Below are 16,982 nucleotides of genomic sequence, written 5' to 3'. Positions count from 1 at the left end.
GCAGAGGGCGGACAGCGATCACATTCGAGCTATCCTTTGCCTACACCCGAACCTGAGGGGACAATGAAAGACCTTCATTCTGCGTTTTACGAAAACCTGCCCTTGCTGCGCGATTTCACCCGATTGGCGGACCCGGCGCAGTTTACTCCGGCACCTGATGACTGGGTGCTTGGGGTGGCGGACATCGTTGATTCAACAGGTGAAATTGAACGGGGCCGATACAAGACGGTGAACATGGTTGGGGCGGCAGTGATCTCGGCGATGATCAACGCGATGGGCGGTAAGCTATTTCCTTATGTCTTTGGCGGTGATGGTGCAGGTTTTGCGATTCCGCCCAGCGCTGCTGAAACTGCGCGTACCACTCTGGCGGCCTTGCGGCGCTGGTCGGAGGAAGAGTTTTCGATGCCCCTGCGCGCCGCTTTGGTGTCCGTGGCCGAAATCCGGCAGGTGGGAAAAGATCTGCGCGTGGCGCGCTATGCGCCGTCGACAGGTGTGGATTATGCCATGTTTTCTGGCGGAGGTTTGGCCTGGGCCGACGCGCAGATGAAAGCAGGCAGTCATGAGGTTCCTCCGGCTGATCCGGGCGCAATGCCTGACTTGACGGGATTGTCGTGCCGATGGTCCAACAGCCCGGCGCAACATGGTAGGATCGTCTCGGTTGTTGTGCAGCCCACACCGGCTGCCACCGAAAGCGATTTTTCGGATTTGGTGAAATCTGTGTTGTCAGCATCCGAAGGGTTAGAGCGTGGCGGGCATCCGGTCCCTGTCAATGGCCCGCCAATCAACTGGCCGCCTCCGGGTGTGGACATTGATGCGCACGTGTCCCGCAATGGGCGGAATATGTTTCTGCAAAAGTCGCTTCTGTTGATGCAAAACCTGCTGATCGGGCTTCTGTTCAAAACCGGAAAGCGATTGGGGCAGTTCGAGCCCGAACATTACAAGCGTATGGTCAGCAGCAACGCTGATTTCCGAAAATTCGATGACGGGTTGAAGATGACCTTGGATTGCGACCAGGGCACGCTCTCGCAGATTGAACATCTGCTGGAAGAGGCGCGCGGGCGCGGCAAGATCCGCTATGGCCTGCACGCACAGGACGAAGCGATGATGACCTGCTTTGTCCCGGCGGCCACGCGCGACGATCATGTGCATTTCGTTGACGGGGCCTCGGGCGGTTATGCGCAGGCCGCTGCGGTTATGCGTGGCTGACGCGCTATTTTTCCTTCCATTGTGCAGCCAGTGCCCGTGATCCCTGTGTCAGCAGCATGACGTCGATCCCCACAGCCAGAAACTGCGCGCCCATTTCCAAATAGACCTGCGTTGCTTCCTCGGTGGTGCCCAGAATCCCGGGCGCCTTGCCTGCGGCTTTGATACGGGACAGAGCGTCGGCAATCACTTCGCGCACTGCAGGGGCCTTACTGTCGCCCTGAAATCCCATGTCCGTGGACAGATCGGCGGGCCCGATAAACACGCCATCGACGCCCTCCACCTGCAGGATTTCGTCCAGCGCCGCCATTCCGGCGCGGTTTTCGACCTGAACCAGCAAGCAAATTTCCTGATCCGCCGTTTGGATATAGTCACTTGCGGTCCCATACATCGTCGCCCGTGACGCCGATGCCCCAACACCGCGCACCCCGTCTGGCGGATAGCGACAGGCGCGCACCAATTCCTGCGCCTGTTCGCCGCTTTCCACAATAGGTACCAAAATGGTCTGCGCGCCAGCATCCAGAACCATTTTTATCAACCAGGGTTCACCCACGGGTATGCGCACAACCGGGTGTGATGCGCTGTTGGCCAGCGCCATTAGTTGATCTCGGATCGATCGGATGTCATTCGGTGCATGCTCACCATCGATCACCAACCAGTCGAAACCCGCAGTTCCCATAATCTCGGCAGTGACGGGTTCGGCAAAACTCATCCAGCAGCCGATCTGCCTTTTTCCCTGTGTTAGAGCCTGCTTGAACGTGTTTGTCTGGGCAGCCATTCTGTTTTTCCGGTCTTAATCTGTCAGAGATCGGGCGATTTCGGTGATGACATCAAACGCCATCTTCACGTCCTCTTCGGTGGTTTCGAACTGTCCCGCCTGAAAACGAATGACAAACGTGCCACCCACGCGCGTTTGCGTCAGATAAATGCGCCCATCATCATTGATGGCGTTCACCAGGCGCAGGTTCAGATCTTCCAAGTTGTACAAATGGGGGTTTTCTGTCGGCACAAAACGAAAGGTCCACAAGGACCACATCGGAGGGGTGACGATTTCGAAATCCGGCTCGGCGGCCAGCCGGTCATGCAGATCCCTGGACCAGTTGACGTGATTTCGCAGCCGATCCCGCAGACCTTCAAGGCCATAGGCACGGATCACAAACCACAGTTTCAGTGCGCGGAACCGACGACCCAGGGCCACAGTCCACTCCGAGTAGTTGATGATCCCATCCTTGCCGTGCGTTTTCAGGTATTCGGGGCTGATCGCCAGTGTTTGCACCAGATCATCGGGGTTTTTTAGGAAATGCGCGCAGCAATCGAATTGCACGCCCAACCATTTATGAGGATTGAAGACGATGCTGTCCGCCTGATCGATGCCGGGCCAATAGTGCCGATACTCAGGGCAGATCATCGCAGATCCCGCCCATGCCGCATCCACATGCGTATACAGCCCGTGTTTTTGCGCAATTTCCAGACAGCGATCCACCGGGTCTGTCGCCCCTGTCCCGGTGCCGCCAACGCACAGGATGACACCTGCAGGATGAAAACCAGAGTCCAAATCGGACTGAATCGCGTTGTCCAATGCTTCCGGATCCATACCGCGCCAATCCCCTTTGATTGGAACGCGTACAAGGTTGTCCTGACCAATCCCGGCAACCCAAATGGCCCGGTCGATCGACGTATGGACCTCGGATGAGCAATAGACCCTCAGCGGCTTTTTCCCGAACAGGCCTTGTTGATTGCCCTGCCAGTCCAGCGCCTTTTCCCGCATTGTCAGTACGGCGGTCAATGTGGCTGATGAGGCTGAATCCTGAATGACACCGGCAAACCCTTCCGGCAGATCCAGCGCCTGACGCAGCCAGTCCATCATGCGGGTTTCCATTTCCGTTGCGGCGGGCGAGGTCTGCCACAACATGCATTGCGGCGCGATTGCGCTGGTCAGGAACTCGGCCAAGACGGACGGGGCCGATGCGTTTGCGTTGAAATAGGCAAAGAACCGGGGGTGCTGCCAATGGGTGATCCCCGGCATCACAATTTGTTCAAAGTCACGAAAGATGTCTTCCATGGGCTGCGCGTTTTCCGGCGGCGTAGCTGGCAGCGCATTCAGAACATCCCCCGGTTCGGTTCGCGCCCGCACCGGTTTGTCGCCAACATTCTGATGGTAGTCTTGCGTCCAATCCGCGACTTTTTTGCCCCATCCGGCGAACTCATCCCATTTCATTCTGATCCTCCCGTGCGGCACCAGACGGGCGGGCCCGGGGTGCGTATGTCTTTGAGATCAGTGATAGGTATTCAACAGGCCAGGTCAATTCCGTTTCCCAAAACTTTCAATTCCGCTGGATTGCTTGCGAACCTTCTGGATTTCGGCCAAGATTCCGTATGGCTGACGAACTTCCACTTACGTCGAGATCTTTGCCTATTGCTTTGCTGCGGGCACGGGAAAAGGTCATGGGTCCCATTCGCACATTGCTGGTTGATGCAGGTGTCACCGAACAGCAGTGGCGCGTCTTGCGTGTTCTCAACGAAGAAGGGCCGCAGGAACCGACCCATATCGCAGAAAGGGCCTGTTTGTTGTTGCCCAGCCTGACGCGCATCCTGCAAAACCTTGAACAAAAAGACCTGATCGTCCGCCGCAGCCACCCGGTCGACCGGCGTCGCCAGATCGTCGAGATCAGCAAGAAGGGTGTAGAAATTATTCGCGCTAACCTTGCCGTCAGCGTTGCACAGGCCGAGCGTATTCGCACTCAACTGGGTCCTGAAAAGCATGAATTGCTGCTGGATCTTTTGAGTGAGTTGAAAGATCTGGAGACCTGATGCGGCCCTTAGGTCGATGACCCGATTTTGGCACCCCGCCGGAGATGGTAGGGGGAACTCTCCGGCGGGGCGGCCAGACCCGGACTGGATTTTAATCCAGGTCCACGCTCCGAAGCATTTGCAGAACCGAAAATACGGTTCACCGAACGGCCCGAAGGATCCAGGGGGATGGACCTTGTGCCTATGCGCTTCGAAGCGGTCGTAGCCTATTGCCGACTTCTGTTGGTGCCAGCAAGAGGTATCTTCGAGTCAGGTTCATAGTGCTGTTTTGCCCTGGTAATTTTCCAAGGCGGTTGGTGTTACCGTGGTGTTGTGCCTTTCCGCTTTGGCAATAGGCACAATGCGTCTTCAATCACTTCAACGAACATTAGTTCCGCGCAATTTATGCGCAAACCAAGTTGCAGAACCCAAGGATTCTGTGCGGCTGGGACACTCTTCTTTTTGCTACCTCACGTGTCCGGCGACCCTTTTTCCGAATCCAATTGGGCTTATCGGTTTATCGCAACTATAAAGGCGCAACGGAATGCGGCTGGGAACGGTCGCCGGGCTGTTGAAGAAAATTGAGCAATTTCATGCCGAAACAATCTATGGGTGTTGGCAGAAACTGGCGTGTTCCAACGACTTGCCAGTGCAAATGCGCCTATCACGCTGCGTGTTTCGCGATCAAAAGGGAACCCAATGCAAGATAACCTGTTCTCTCTGCCGGAGCTGATAACCATCCCTGTTGACGGTGAGGTTGGCGCGTATCCGATTGGGCGAATTTTCTGTGTCGGGCGAAACTACGCAGCCCATGCGGCCGAGATGGGACATGAGGTTGATCGAGAGGTCCCGTTTTACTTTACGAAATCTGCCGCCAATGCGGTTTTGTCTGGAATAACAGTTCCTTTCCCGCCCGGAACCGAGAATTTCCACCATGAGATGGAACTGGCCGTGGCGATCGGAAAACCGGTGTTTCGCGCCACCAGCACCGAGGCCTGGGATGCGATCTATGCATATGGCTGCGCGTTGGATATGACCCGGCGCGATCTGCAAATTCGTGAGCGTAACAAGCAACGGCCCTGGGATTTGGGCAAGGATGTCGAAAACAGCGCTGTTTTTGCCCCGTTGACCCGGTCAACTGCCTGGTCGCCGGATGATGACAAACGCATCCATCTGAGCGTCAACGGAGAGATCCGGCAGGATGCGACTCTGGCCGAGTTGATCTGGAAAATCGACGAAATCATCAGCCATCTCTCGGGCTTTTATCATCTACGGCCGGGAGATTTGATCCTGACCGGTACGCCAGCTGGTGTAGGTCCGGTTGTGGCCGGGGATGTGATTGAAGGCGGAATCGACGGGTTGGAGAATATCCGTCTGACCCTGTCTGCCGCCGAATAGACCCTATTTAGGGTCTTTCAGCCAGTCTGTGGTAAACTCGACCCGGTCCAGATTGGCAAAGCATCGAACCCGCTCCAATTCAGCGTGCAATCTTCGGCTGCGCGCTTCTGACCAACGCACGCGGCGTTCCGGCCAGACGGCCCGTACACGCAGCTCACCGCAATCCCGATGCGCCTTCATGTCGATCCGCCCGATCAGTTTGTCACCTTCCAGCAGCGGGAAGACGTAGTAGCCATAGGTCCGTTTGGGTTCGGGGACGAAGACCTCGATCCGGTAGTGGAACCCAAACAGTCGTTCGGCCCGTTTGCGATCGCGCAACATTGGATCAAAGGGGCTGAGAACCCTGATCCGACCAGAAGGCGGTGGCAGCGACGTCGTCTCGTCAAGCAAGCCCGGACGGGCCATGACCTTGCGCAACCGTCCATCCGTGCAGGCGACTTCGATCTCTTCAACGATGCCGTCCTGCAAAGCCTTCTCGCACCACGCTTTGGCTTCGGCGGAACTGACCGTGTCCCAAAACGCCGCCAGCTCGCCAGATGTGGCAAACCCAAGCCGGTCCAGCGCAGCATTGCAAAGCCAGTCCACGGTTTCGTCAGCGTCGCAGGGCGTGTGGCCCGGACGAAGATGCGCCTCGATCACACGCTCGGTCAGGTCATAGCGTTTCTGAAATCCTTCGCGCCCAACGACGGTCAGCGCACCTGAGCGCCACAGGAACTCCAATGCAGTTTTTGATGGATGCCAGTCCCACCATCCGCCCGACCCTTTCTTTTCATCCTTGCCCACGTCGGACGAGGAGACGGGCCCGTGATCGCGGATATGCTGCAGTACGGTTTCGAATTGTTGTTCAAACCCGTCGCGCCGCCAGTTTTTCCACCGTGATTTCAACAGATCTGCGTCGCGCTGAAAGCGCAAATGCCAATGCAAATAGTAGTCCATTGGGATGACGGCAGCGTCGTGCGTCCAATGTTCGAACAACGCCTTGTCACGTTCGTACAGGTGTTTGAGATTCTTGCTGCGATAACTCGGCCTGCGCGAAAACAGGATCATGTCATGGGCGCGGGCAACGGTGTTGATACTGTCCAACTGAACAAAGCCAAGCCGCCGGATCAGTTCAAGCAGGTCTGCGCCCTTGGCATTCCCCGAAGGGGGTTCAGCCAGCGCATGACGATCCATAAAAACGGCACGGGCCGTTTGGTTGTCGATCTGTTGTAGGGCCAAAGTCACCAACGCCGTTTTAGCGTTTCACCAAAGCTGATCTTGGGCGTGAGGGTGACACGCGTTTCAATCTCGGACTCCGGGTCATCCAGCCGGGCCGAGATGATTTCGGCGGCCTTGCGCCCGATCTCCAGACGGCAGGCATCCATTGTGGCCAGTTTGCGCGGCAGGCCTTGCAGCAATTCCACGTTGTTGAACCCGGCCAATCCGATCTGACCGGGAATGTCGATGCCTTGTTCCAGCAGGTACAGCAACCCGCCAGCGCCAATCATATCATTGGAATAATACAGAAAATCCAATTCGGGTGAGCGTTCCAGCATAGTTTGCGTCATCTCGCGACCCTTGGCCAGCGCGGAGCCGCCAGAGTAGAACTCGCGATCCTCAATCTCAATCCCATGCTTACCCAGCACTTCGGTGAAGCCTTCGAACCGTTTGCGCGCGCGGTGATCCAGCGGCATCTTGGTGCCCATGAACCCGATATGCTGATACCCGGCTTTCAGGATCGCCTGCGCCATTTCGCGCCCGGCGCGGCGGTGAGAAATACCCACCATTGCGTCCACAGGTTTGCCGTCGGCATCCATAATCTCGACCACCGGAATCCCAGCGGAATCCAGCATTGCCCGTGCCGCATCAGTGTGTTCCAGCCCAGCGATTATAACGCCCGATGGCCGCCACGAGAGCATCTCATACAACACTTTTTCTTCTTTCTCGGGCAGATAATCCGTAACGCCGACCACAGGTTGCAACTCGGTATCTTCCAAAACCTGATTGATGCCGGTCAGAACCTCGGGGAACACCATGTTCGACAGCGACGGAATAATGACCGCCACCAGATTCACACGGCTCGAAGCCAAGGCTCCGGCGATCTTGTTGGGCACATAACCCAGCTCTTTTGCCGCCGCCAGAACGCGGGTGCGGGTGGCGTCTGACACATCACCCCGATTGCGCAGGACCCGGCTGACCGTCATCTCGGAAACACCGGACGCCTCTGAGACATCGCGGAGGGTAAGCGGGCGTTTTGTTTCAGTGTTCACGGAGGGCACCTGCGTTGTTGTTTTGTCCGATGGTAGCGTGAACAGGGCGATCTGTACAACTGTTGTGCAATGGTCATGACAACCCTAAAAAACCAAGGTACAGAAGGCGATGCGCGGCCCCGTGGCTCAACTGGATAGAGCAGCCCCCTCCTAAGGGGCAGGTTGCAGGTTCGAATCCTGCCGGGGTCGCCAGACAAACACATTAGAGTAATGTGCTTTGATGACTAATTTCTCTGCTTTGAGGCTTTTATCCACACAGTGTCCCGCATTTACGATTAAACTGGTGCAGGAACCTCGCAACGTTGTGCTTGCTGATCAGAGTTCAGGAACTATAAGTACTGGTAAGCGGCCAAAACCTTCAATTTTAAGGATAGTGGCGCAGATAATCTTTCCGTTCTTTCCGTTCTTTGTGGTTTCAGGTGAATGACTAAAGTGTTGCCATTTCGATACGCTGCCAGTTAGCCCCGTAACGTCCGACCTCTGGCACCACATGATCCCCTAGAACGTTGGTAAACGAGAATCTCGGGAACCTTTTCGTTCGGGCTGCATCCAAGAAGGCAGGTGCTGATCAAGATGCACCAGATGCAAGCTTTGAAAAGGACGTTACCATGCTGAAAAAACTTACAGTTGCCGCAGGATTGATCGCCACCACCACGACAATTGCCAGCGCTCATGACGAAAAGGCCCTCATGAACGCTCCGGCGGGTGAACCCTATGTTCAGGTCAGTGAAGTTCTTCCCTTGCCCGAATTCATTCCGGGCCTCGGGACTTTGTTCGTAGACCCGGCTACTTTGCCGGCTGGGCCCTTTCTGGCATATGATCATGACGGCCTGTTGTCGGCGACGATTTATATGACCCCGCTAGATGACCTGCAGAACGGTGTATCGTTTGACGATCTCAATCTCGGGTCGCACACCGTCAGCTCTGCAGATGTGTATTACAACGCCGGTCACCCGGGTGTGGAGAAGCCGCACGCGCATGTCGTGTTGTTCCACGATGAGGGGGCAAAGGAACGGCTTGCAAAATGATTTGCACAAGGCGTCAAACAATTTGGCTCGGGGGTGGCGCAATCGCCTCCCTCGCGGCCTCGCGATCCGTGGGTGCACAAACCGTCGCCGAGGTCGTTATGCGCGGAAGCGCACGGGGAGAGCGGGTTTGGTTTGATCCCTTCGGTCTATCGGTCACATCGGGCACGACAATACGCTTCACCAATCGTGATCCGGGGAATGGCCACACAGCGACCGCCTATCACCCTGATAACTATGACCGAAAACGGCGCATTCCTGAGTTGGCAACACCCTGGGATAGCGACTTTCTGCTACCGGACGAATATTTCGAGGTCACGCTAACGGTTCCGGGCGTGTATGACTATTATTGCTTACCACATGAGATGGCCGCGATGGTCGGGCGCGTTGTTGTCGGGACGCCTGGCGATGTTGGCTGGGACCACAGTACCGAAGATGATGACGATGTATCCGATCAGGTTTTGGCCGTTTTGCCACCGGTCGACAAGGTCATCGCGGAAGGTGCGGTCAGATGGGAGGACAGGTCGTGAAGGTCGAACCACACCTCAGACACGAAGCACAAGCAGATGCGAGCAAGTCCGAGGCTGAACTTGTAGACGCTGCGAGAACCGGAAGCGAACTGGCGGTCAGGGAACTGATCCGCCGTCTGAATCCCCGTCTGTTTCGCGTTGCCCGCGGAATCGTCGATAGCGACGCCGAAGCCGAAGAAGCACTGCAAGAGGCCTACCTTTCCGCGTTTAGTAAACTGGAGAGCTTTCGCGAGCGCGCAAGATTTTCTACCTGGATCACGCGGATCGTTATCAACGCGTCACGAATGCAGCGCAGACAAGCTCGTCCCGCCGAAGAGTACGATACCGTGGACGAGGTCAATCTGCCTAAGGTACTCGCGTTTCCCGGTCAGATATCCGAACTTCCCGAGACCACGCTTGGTCGGACACAGCTGCGCGGGCTGTTGGAAACTGCCGTATCTGAGTTGCCACCATATATGCGGCTGCCGTTTCTATTGCGAGAAACGGAAGGGATGAGCATTCTTGCCATCGCCCGAGAGCTCCAGATCAACCCGATCACCGTAAAAACCCGCCTGTATCGCGCCCGCCGTCGTTTGCGATCCTCGATCGAGCAACAGGTTCAGGGTGGGTTCGAGGCTATCTTCCCATTCGGAGGAAAGCGATGTGCCTACATGGCTAGACGCGTAATCGACAGGTTGCAGGCCAACGGGATGGGGTTGTCGGGGTGATCGTGAATCAAAAGAGGTTCGGTAATTAGCTGGGCGACAGCCCGGCGACCGCTGACATTTGCCTTTTCGCTACACCAGAAAAGGACCGGTGGACTATCCTGCGACTTTGGCGCTTCACACGCGGCATTTATCAAATTTAAGACACAAAAGAGACCATTGATTTGGGCGAAATTCGCTTCGGTTGTTGCGTAAATGACGGAAGCCACAATCCGTTCGGGACCCTTGGGCTGCGGCCACAGATCAATTGAGAGTGTTGCGATGGGTTTTGGATCATCGCCCAGATCAGGCCCCCAATCATGGCACGCGCGACCCAGACGGTCAGTTAGCACTCAAAGAGGTTCATGACAGGGTCTCGGATGTCTGAACATGCAGTTTTCCAGATGTCAGCGCCGCAATGACAATCATGAGCGCGGCCGTGCCCAGCACAAGAGGCAACCCTCCGATTTGGTAAGTCAGGCCGGACAGCACCGTGCCAAGCAATCGCCCGGTTGCGTTTGCCATGTAGTAGAATCCGACATCCATTGTGACCCGTTCAGCCTGCGTAAAGGACAGGATCAGGTAGGAATGGAGCGAGGAATTGACCGCAAAGATGGCGCCAAAAACCAATAGGCCAATTACCAGGGTGATCGTCAGCCAAGGCTCAGGGCCAGAGGTCATCAATACGGCACCCATGAGGGCAGCGGGTACGCAAAACAACAGCGCTGCCCAACTGCGGGCGGCGCGGATCAGGTCGCCTTCGGGTCGCTCGGCGGCGCGTAGGATCTTTGGCGCGCTGGCCTGGACCGCTCCGTAGAGGATAACCCAAATGGCCATGAACGTGCCGATCATGAAGAACGCCGTTCGGTTACCGTCTTCAGTTCCGTCGGACAGCACGGCGTAGAAATAGATCGGGATGCCAACGACAAACCAAACGTCGCGCGCGCCGAACAGGAAGACGCGCGCCGCCGACAGCCAGTTTACATTGGCAGATTTCGAAAACACCTCGGAGAATTTCGCGCCTTTGCGGCCCTTTGGCAGGCCGGGCGGCATCAGGATCGCAACGGCAATCAGGATCGCGCCCAACACAATTGCCATGATCAGAACGGCCCAGATAAAGCCCAAAATCGCCAGCAGTGCCGCGCCCAACAGGAACCCAAGACCTTTCACTGCGTTTTTGGATCCGGTCAGCACAGCGACCCAGCGGAACAACCCGCCGCCCTCAGTCGGTGCCAGCAGTTTCACGGCGGATTTCGAGGACATCTTGGCCAGATCCTTGGCGACCCCGCTGGCCCCTTGCACGATCATCACAAAGGCAACCGAAACTCCGATGGTCCAGCCCGGATCAAGCTGTGTCAGCGCCAGTAGCGCCAAAACCTGCAGCCCAAGCCCGGCATACAGGGTTGAGGTCAGTCCGAAACGTGCCGCGGTCCACCCCGCCGCAAGATTGGTGGCCATTCCAGCAATTTCATAGAGCACAAACAGATAGGCCAGCTGAACCGGCGAAAAGCCCAGAGTGTGAAAGTGCAACAGCACCAACATCCTGAGCGCCCCGTCGGTAAGCATAAAGGCCCAATAGGCCACTGTGACTGCGATGTAGGCCGACAGCCCCTCGGGCCTTTGGGTCACAGTGAGGCACCAACCATCAGGGCAACATCGACCAGACGATGCGCATAACCCATTTCGTTGTCGTACCACGCGTAGATCTTAACCTGCGTTCCGTTCACCACCATGGTCGAGGGCGCATCGATGATCGAAGACCGTTCGTCGTTGGTGTAATCGGTCGAAACCAGCGGGCGGGTTTCATAACCAAGAATTCCCCTCAACGGGCCTTCGGCGGCGGTTTTGAAGAAGCGGTTGACCTCTTCTACCGTGGTTTCCCGTTCGACCTCAAAAACGCAATCGGTCAGCGATGCGTTCAGCAACGGAACGCGCACCGCGTGGCCATTCAGCCGCCCGGTAAGCTCGGGGTAGATCAAGGTGATGGCTGTGGCCGACCCGGTGGTGGTGGGGATCAGAGAGTTCAGTGCAGACCGCGCGCGGCGCAGGTCTTTTGCGGGGCGGTCCACGATGGTCTGCGTGTTGGTCACATCATGGATCGTGGTCATAGACCCGTGACGGATACCGAGGTTTTCATGGATGACCTTGACCACCGGGGCCAGGCAGTTGGTGGTGCACGAGGCCGCGGTCACGATGCGGTGCGCGGATGGATCATAAGTGTCTTCATTGACGCCGCAGACGATATTGGCCGTCGGACCATCTTTGACAGGCGCTGAGACGACGACCTTCTTTACACCCGCTTCGAAATACGGGGCCAGTTTTGCCTCGGTCTTGAAGACGCCGGTGCAGTCGATCACCACATCCACCCCGTCCAGAGGCAAGGCATTCAGGTCTTTGGTGCCGACAAAGGGCAGGCGGGTTCCATTGATCGTTACACTGTTTTCGTTATGTGCGAACGTGGCGTCCCAACGCCCGTGAACGGTGTCGAACTCCAGCAGATGTGCATGCATTTCCGGGTCACCCACGGCGTCATTGATCCAAGCAATCTTTGCGCCCCTTTCCAACAAGGGTTTCAGGGCCAGCTTTCCCATCCGGCCCAGCCCGTTCACAGCATATGTCGTCATGTTATTTCCTCAGATGGTGTCCTGGCGATGTCATCAACGGCAGATTGCAGCGCTATGCGGTCCAGGCTTTCGACCGGCAGCGATGTAAAGGCCTCAATCCGGCGTTTCAGCGCCCCGTAAGCGTTCTGGAATGCCAGGCTTTTCTCGGCGTCGGTGCCGATGGCTTTGACCGGATCGACCATGCCCCAATGCCCGCTGATCGGCTGGCCTTCCCACGCCGGGCATTCTTCGTTTGCCGCTTGATTACAGACGGTAAACACGAAATCCATTTCCGGTGCGCCCGGCCCGCTGAATTCCGAGATATTCTTTGAGCGCAGTACCGACGTGTCGTGGCCTTTGTCGTTCAGGACCCGAAGGGCAAACGGGTTCAGCTTGGAACTGGGCAGTGTCCCGGCTGAAAACACATTGAACTTGTCGCCCGCAATTTCGCGCAGCACGCTTTCAGCAAAGATTGAGCGGGCAGAATTGCCGACGCAAATGAACAGAACATTGAACTTACGGTCCGTCATGGCGTCACCTCGTTGGGTGAAAGGCATGCAAAGATCGGGGCGGCCACGGCAGCAATCAACGATCAGAAAGTCGAGCATATGCTGCACGTTCTTCATCTCAACAGAATAGCGCAGAGAGGTCCCGGACCGTGTCTGGGACACCAGCCCTGACCGTTGCAGCGCGTTCAGGTAGTTCGACAGGGTACTGGGTTTGATGGCCAGTTCCGATGCAAGCTCGCCTGCGGCAACAGTGTCAGGAAACCGTCGCACTAACATGCGAAATACGGTGATACGCTGCGGGTGGCCAAGGATGGCCAACTGGTTGGTTACTTCTTCTATCATATTTCATGAAATATGGAATTAGTAAGCTTGTGTCGAGTCGTATTTGACAATCCGAATCGAAGTTTTTGCGTTTTTGGTGAAGGCGTGGTTTTTGCCCGGGGACCGTTTTCAGAGGTCCGCCAGAAATGCCAAAATTGGATCGAACCCTGACAAACAACCGCGATATCGAGGCTTGCACAGTTTCAGCTGACCGTTTAAACGAGCCGTCGCATCTTGGTGAGACCGCCGAGTTTCGCCGATACAGCAAAGGTCGCCGCTGTAGCTCAGCTGGTAGAGCACGTCATTCGTAATGATGGGGTCGGGGGTTCGAGTCCCTTCAGCGGCACCACGTAAATTCAATAAACGTTAACGTATGTTTGGCTAGATTATCTGAGCCGCATTGTATCCGCATTCGGATCTGCCTGTTTTTCTCGGCGCGTCCCATGATTTCGCCAATGGTTGGGTAAAAATCATTGGTGGTTCGATCAGCCGTTACCCGGTGATCGGGGATATTCCCCCGGCGAATGCTGCCAGTATTGGCGCGGCAAGGGCAAAGCCAGCACGTATGATGTCGCCCGTTCCCTCAGCCAGCTTGTGTGAAGACCTCCAATCTTCAATGTCAAACGCATCCTCAGCCCCACTTTCCCGGCTGGCCGCGACTGCAAGATTGGCGATCCTTCCATCCAATATGACAGCCACAGGAAGGAAATAGCTCAACATCAACAAGCAAAAATAAGTCCCTGTAAAAAGCGCGGACGCGGTCACGAGCGAATTGTAGGCGGCCTTTTCAGAATCTGAGATCACAGGCAGGGGCCAGTACATCCAGCTTGCCGCAAAAAACATGCCAAAGGTGAGGATGAGACTGGATAAGTACAGTTGCTGCCGCATCTGACGCAGGTTCTTCGCCAACTCGGCTGCCGTTTCTTCGATATCACGGGTTTCGCGGGATCCCAGACACAGGATCATCCCCACGATCAATGACCCAATGGCGAGCCCGGCAAGTGCATTGATCACGTCCAAAATACGCCTGAACAACGTAAAAACCGGTATGTCACCGCATCTTCCCAGCAGCCAGGAATCCTCGGGGTCTATGCATCCGGGCAGAGTTCCCTGAGACAAGGCCGATTCAAATACGGCCCTCCCAACCTGGTGATAGATTTGCGGGGTCCTGGACGCCATATGTTGCTGGACAGTGGGCACAACTGCCAGAAGAAGAATGGTCAGAACAATTGTAATGGCGGTTATCTTGGTCCGACGCTCCATTGGGCGTGATAAGTTGCGGGCAAGAACAGCCACAGGCAACAAGGTGAGGGCGGCAAAAAACCATGCTGCCGCAAGAAATCGAAACCGTCCAACCGCCTCAAGCCACGTCCGCTCGTCGACAAGAATGCTGACGGGGACGTCCAACTCGGTCGCAATCATGTGCTTTTGGATGATCTCATGCAGTGCAAAAACACAAACTGGCAGCAACGCGATTGCGAAATAACCCAGTTTAACTCGACGTTTAGTCACGTCGTCCCCTTCTTGTTTCGGCATTCCACAACAGGAAGGGTAACATGAAATCGGTGCGTCGGCGACTTTCCAGATATGAAGGGTCTGGCAAACGCGCTGAGACCTCAGTGCAGTCAGCGTGTTTAGCTCAGGTGCTCGCCCAATTGATTGAATTGCGCGTCAAACGCTTCGGTTTGTGCGGGCATCTAATTCACTGGCGCGTGAAGCGGAGCAAGTTGGTCAGTTTCTAAGCTCGCTTTTCTCCAATCGAAGCGACGCCGAGAACGTCCAGCACCTTAGCTTCGATATGTTCGGCATTCATGCCAGCCACCGCATACATATCCGCAGGGTTGGCGTGATCGATGAAAACATCCGGCAAAACCATCGAGCGATACTTTAGCCCGTGGTCAAATACGCCTGCGTCGGCCAGCAGCTGTGCGACATGACTGCCGAAACCGCCAATCGCGCCTTCTTCGATGGTGATCAGAGCTTCGTGATCGGCGGCCAGTTGCAGGATCAGATCGCGATCCATCGGCTTGGCAAAGCGGGCATCGGCGATGGTCGGGGTAATACCCTTGGCTGACAATGCCTCGGCGGCCTTCTGAACTTCGGCCAGCCGGGTGCCAAAGGACAACAATGCGACGCGCGCGCCTTTCTGGATCACTCGGCCCTTGCCAATTTCCAGAACCTCGCCACGGTCTGGCAGATCGACCCCTACGCCTTCACCGCGTGGATAGCGGAAGGCAATCGGGCCATCGTCATGCGCGGCAGCGGTGGCCACCATGTGCATCAATTCGGCCTCATCCGCAGCGGCCATGACAACCATTCCGGGCAGGTTGGACAGGTATGCAACGTCGAAAGATCCGGCATGGGTCGCCCCGTCCGCGCCCACAAGCCCGGCGCGGTCGATCGCAAAGCGCACCGGTAGGCGTTGGATCGCCACGTCATGCACGACCTGATCGTAACCACGCTGCAGGAAGGTCGAATACATCACACAGAATGGCTTCATCCCACCCGCGGCAAGCGCAGCGCAGAATGTCACGCCATGCTGCTCGGCAATGGCCACATCGAAACAGCGCGACGGATAGCGTTCGGCGAACAGGTTCAACCCGGTGCCATCCGGCATCGCGGCTGTCACCGCCACGATCTTGTCGTCGCGTGATGCCTCATCCACCAGGGTCTTGCCGAAGACCGAGGTATAAGACGGCGCATTGGAAGGCGTTTTTTTCTGTTCGCCCGTGACCACGTCGAATTTTGCCGTCGCATGCCCTTTGTCCCGGGCCTGTTCGGCCGGGGCATAACCCTTGCCCTTTTTGGTCAACACATGGATCAGGATCGGACCGGTCGCCCTTGCCCTGACCGTTCGCAGAACCGGCAACAGCTGGTCCAGATCATGCCCGTCGATGGGGCCGAGATAGGAAAAGCCCAGTTCTTCGAATAATGTGCCGCCAACAGCCATGCCTTTTAGCATTTCCTTGGCGCGTTTGGCCCCTTCGCGGAATGGCTCTGGCAAAAGGGACACCGCACCTTTGGCAGCGGCTTTCAGATCGTGAAAGGGCTCCTCCGCGTAGATCCGCGACAGGTAACTGGACAGGGCACCAACGGGCGGCGCGATGCTCATCTCATTATCATTCAGGATAACGATCAGGCGCTTTTTCAGGTGACCCGCGTTGTTCATCGCCTCAAACGCCATACCTGCGGACATCGATCCATCACCGATCACGGCGATTGCATCACCCAACCCTTCGGGGGTGACACCGCCCAGATCGCGGGCAACGGCAAACCCCAGCGCCGCGCTGATCGAGGTTGAACTGTGGGCCGCTCCAAACGGGTCATAGGGGCTCTCGCTGCGTTTGGTGAACCCGCTGAGGCCATCCTTCATGCGCAACGTGCGGATACGGTCGCGGCGTTCGGTCAGGATCTTGTGCGGGTAACATTGGTGGCCCACGTCCCAGATGATCTTGTCGCGCGGCGTGTCGAACACAGCGTGCAACGCCGTCGTCAGTTCGACCACGCCAAGACCTGCGCCCAAGTGCCCGCCCGTGACGGATACGGCCGAAATAGTCTCGGTCCGCAATTCCTGTGCCAGCTGGTGCAATTGAGCGTCCGAGAACTGCTTGAGATCCGCCGGGCGGTTCACAAGATCCAGCAAGGGCGTGTTCGGGCGTTCAGACATTTGG

The 16,982-nt window shown here is 56.6% G+C and carries 15 protein-coding genes and 2 tRNA genes; 8 read left to right on the top strand and 9 right to left on the bottom strand.

Features of this window, described 5'->3' with window-relative positions; translation table 11 throughout:
• Positions 1 to 63: 63 nt before the first annotated feature.
• Positions 64 to 1,206 carry a DUF3095 domain-containing protein gene (locus tag D9K61_RS19285; RefSeq protein ID WP_120634812.1) on the top strand — a complete coding sequence of 381 codons (1,143 nt, stop codon included), beginning with the start codon at positions 64 to 66 and terminating at the stop codon, positions 1,204 to 1,206.
• Between the two features lie 4 nt (positions 1,207 to 1,210).
• Here the strand turns inward: D9K61_RS19285 and D9K61_RS19280 are convergent, their stop codons facing one another.
• Both D9K61_RS19280 and D9K61_RS19275 read right to left on the bottom strand, forming a co-directional pair.
• Positions 1,211 to 1,981 (bottom strand): HpcH/HpaI aldolase/citrate lyase family protein, encoded by a 771-nt coding sequence (locus D9K61_RS19280; protein WP_120634811.1) that lies wholly within the window; start codon positions 1,979 to 1,981, stop codon positions 1,211 to 1,213.
• A 15-nt stretch (positions 1,982 to 1,996) separates the two neighbouring features.
• Positions 1,997 to 3,421: a pyridoxal-dependent decarboxylase gene (locus D9K61_RS19275; protein WP_120634810.1), complete on the bottom strand. Its 1,425-nt coding sequence runs from the start codon at positions 3,419 to 3,421 to the stop codon at positions 1,997 to 1,999.
• Between the two features lie 158 nt (positions 3,422 to 3,579).
• Here D9K61_RS19275 and hpaR point away from each other — a divergent pair, with 158 nt between their 5' ends.
• On the top strand, positions 3,580 to 4,014 hold the full coding sequence (gene hpaR / locus D9K61_RS19270; RefSeq protein ID WP_120634809.1) for a homoprotocatechuate degradation operon regulator HpaR: 435 nt from the start codon (positions 3,580 to 3,582) through the stop codon (positions 4,012 to 4,014).
• A gap of 678 nt (positions 4,015 to 4,692) precedes the next feature.
• Positions 4,693 to 5,391: a fumarylacetoacetate hydrolase family protein gene (locus D9K61_RS19265; RefSeq protein WP_120634870.1), complete on the top strand. Its 699-nt coding sequence runs from the start codon at positions 4,693 to 4,695 to the stop codon at positions 5,389 to 5,391.
• A gap of 3 nt (positions 5,392 to 5,394) precedes the next feature.
• Here D9K61_RS19265 and D9K61_RS19260 read toward each other — a convergent pair whose 3' ends face one another.
• Both D9K61_RS19260 and D9K61_RS19255 read right to left on the bottom strand, forming a co-directional pair.
• Positions 5,395 to 6,609, bottom strand: coding sequence for a winged helix-turn-helix domain-containing protein (locus D9K61_RS19260; RefSeq protein WP_120634869.1), 1,215 nt, complete (start codon positions 6,607 to 6,609; stop codon positions 5,395 to 5,397).
• 2 nt (positions 6,610 to 6,611) lie between these two features.
• Positions 6,612 to 7,640 (bottom strand): LacI family DNA-binding transcriptional regulator, encoded by a 1,029-nt coding sequence (locus D9K61_RS19255; RefSeq protein ID WP_120634868.1) that lies wholly within the window; start codon positions 7,638 to 7,640, stop codon positions 6,612 to 6,614.
• A gap of 115 nt (positions 7,641 to 7,755) precedes the next feature.
• Between D9K61_RS19255 and D9K61_RS19250 the strand changes: the two genes are divergently transcribed.
• The 4 genes from D9K61_RS19250 to D9K61_RS19235 all read left to right on the top strand — a co-directional run bounded on the left by D9K61_RS19250 (position 7,756) and on the right by D9K61_RS19235 (position 9,902).
• Positions 7,756 to 7,832, top strand: a tRNA-Arg gene (locus tag D9K61_RS19250).
• Positions 7,833 to 8,248: 416 nt separating this feature from the next.
• Positions 8,249 to 8,668 carry a hypothetical protein gene (locus tag D9K61_RS19245; RefSeq protein ID WP_120634867.1) on the top strand — a complete coding sequence of 140 codons (420 nt, stop codon included), beginning with the start codon at positions 8,249 to 8,251 and terminating at the stop codon, positions 8,666 to 8,668.
• A gap of 68 nt (positions 8,669 to 8,736) precedes the next feature.
• Positions 8,737 to 9,195 (top strand): plastocyanin/azurin family copper-binding protein, encoded by a 459-nt coding sequence (locus D9K61_RS19240; protein ID WP_254055825.1) that lies wholly within the window; start codon positions 8,737 to 8,739, stop codon positions 9,193 to 9,195.
• The gene (locus D9K61_RS19235; protein ID WP_120634807.1) at positions 9,177 to 9,902 is read left to right on the top strand and encodes an RNA polymerase sigma factor; all 726 of its coding nucleotides are present in this window, start codon (positions 9,177 to 9,179) and stop codon (positions 9,900 to 9,902) included. Before D9K61_RS19240 ends, D9K61_RS19235 begins: the two co-directional genes overlap by 19 nt.
• Before the next feature lie 339 nt (positions 9,903 to 10,241).
• Here the strand turns inward: D9K61_RS19235 and arsJ are convergent, their stop codons facing one another.
• Genes arsJ through D9K61_RS19220 form a run of 3 tightly spaced genes read right to left on the bottom strand, consistent with a single transcriptional unit; the run spans position 10,242 to position 13,332 of the window.
• Positions 10,242 to 11,507, bottom strand: coding sequence for an organoarsenical effux MFS transporter ArsJ (gene arsJ / locus D9K61_RS19230; RefSeq protein WP_120634806.1), 1,266 nt, complete (start codon positions 11,505 to 11,507; stop codon positions 10,242 to 10,244).
• Positions 11,504 to 12,502 (bottom strand): ArsJ-associated glyceraldehyde-3-phosphate dehydrogenase, encoded by a 999-nt coding sequence (locus D9K61_RS19225; protein ID WP_120634805.1) that lies wholly within the window; start codon positions 12,500 to 12,502, stop codon positions 11,504 to 11,506. The genes arsJ and D9K61_RS19225 overlap by 4 nt, the downstream gene beginning before the upstream one ends.
• The gene (locus D9K61_RS19220) at positions 12,499 to 13,332 is read right to left on the bottom strand and encodes a helix-turn-helix domain-containing protein (protein ID WP_120634804.1); all 834 of its coding nucleotides are present in this window, start codon (positions 13,330 to 13,332) and stop codon (positions 12,499 to 12,501) included. The genes D9K61_RS19225 and D9K61_RS19220 overlap by 4 nt, the downstream gene beginning before the upstream one ends.
• Positions 13,333 to 13,584: 252 nt before the next feature.
• Between D9K61_RS19220 and D9K61_RS19215 the strand changes: the two genes are divergently transcribed.
• Positions 13,585 to 13,660 (top strand) — tRNA-Thr (locus D9K61_RS19215).
• A 143-nt stretch (positions 13,661 to 13,803) separates the two neighbouring features.
• Here the strand turns inward: D9K61_RS19215 and D9K61_RS19210 are convergent.
• The gene (locus D9K61_RS19210) at positions 13,804 to 14,823 is read right to left on the bottom strand and encodes a hypothetical protein (RefSeq protein ID WP_162946965.1); all 1,020 of its coding nucleotides are present in this window, start codon (positions 14,821 to 14,823) and stop codon (positions 13,804 to 13,806) included.
• Between the two features lie 226 nt (positions 14,824 to 15,049).
• Positions 15,050 to 16,978: a 1-deoxy-D-xylulose-5-phosphate synthase gene (gene dxs, locus D9K61_RS19205; RefSeq protein ID WP_120634802.1), complete on the bottom strand. Its 1,929-nt coding sequence runs from the start codon at positions 16,976 to 16,978 to the stop codon at positions 15,050 to 15,052.
• Between the last annotated feature and the right edge of the window lie 4 nt (positions 16,979 to 16,982).

This window comes from Ruegeria sp. EL01, assembly GCF_900313035.1.
GTDB lineage: Bacteria > Pseudomonadota > Alphaproteobacteria > Rhodobacterales > Rhodobacteraceae > Ruegeria.
Note: the sequence above shows the minus strand (reverse complement) of the source record. Positions and strands in the feature narration are given on the sequence as shown.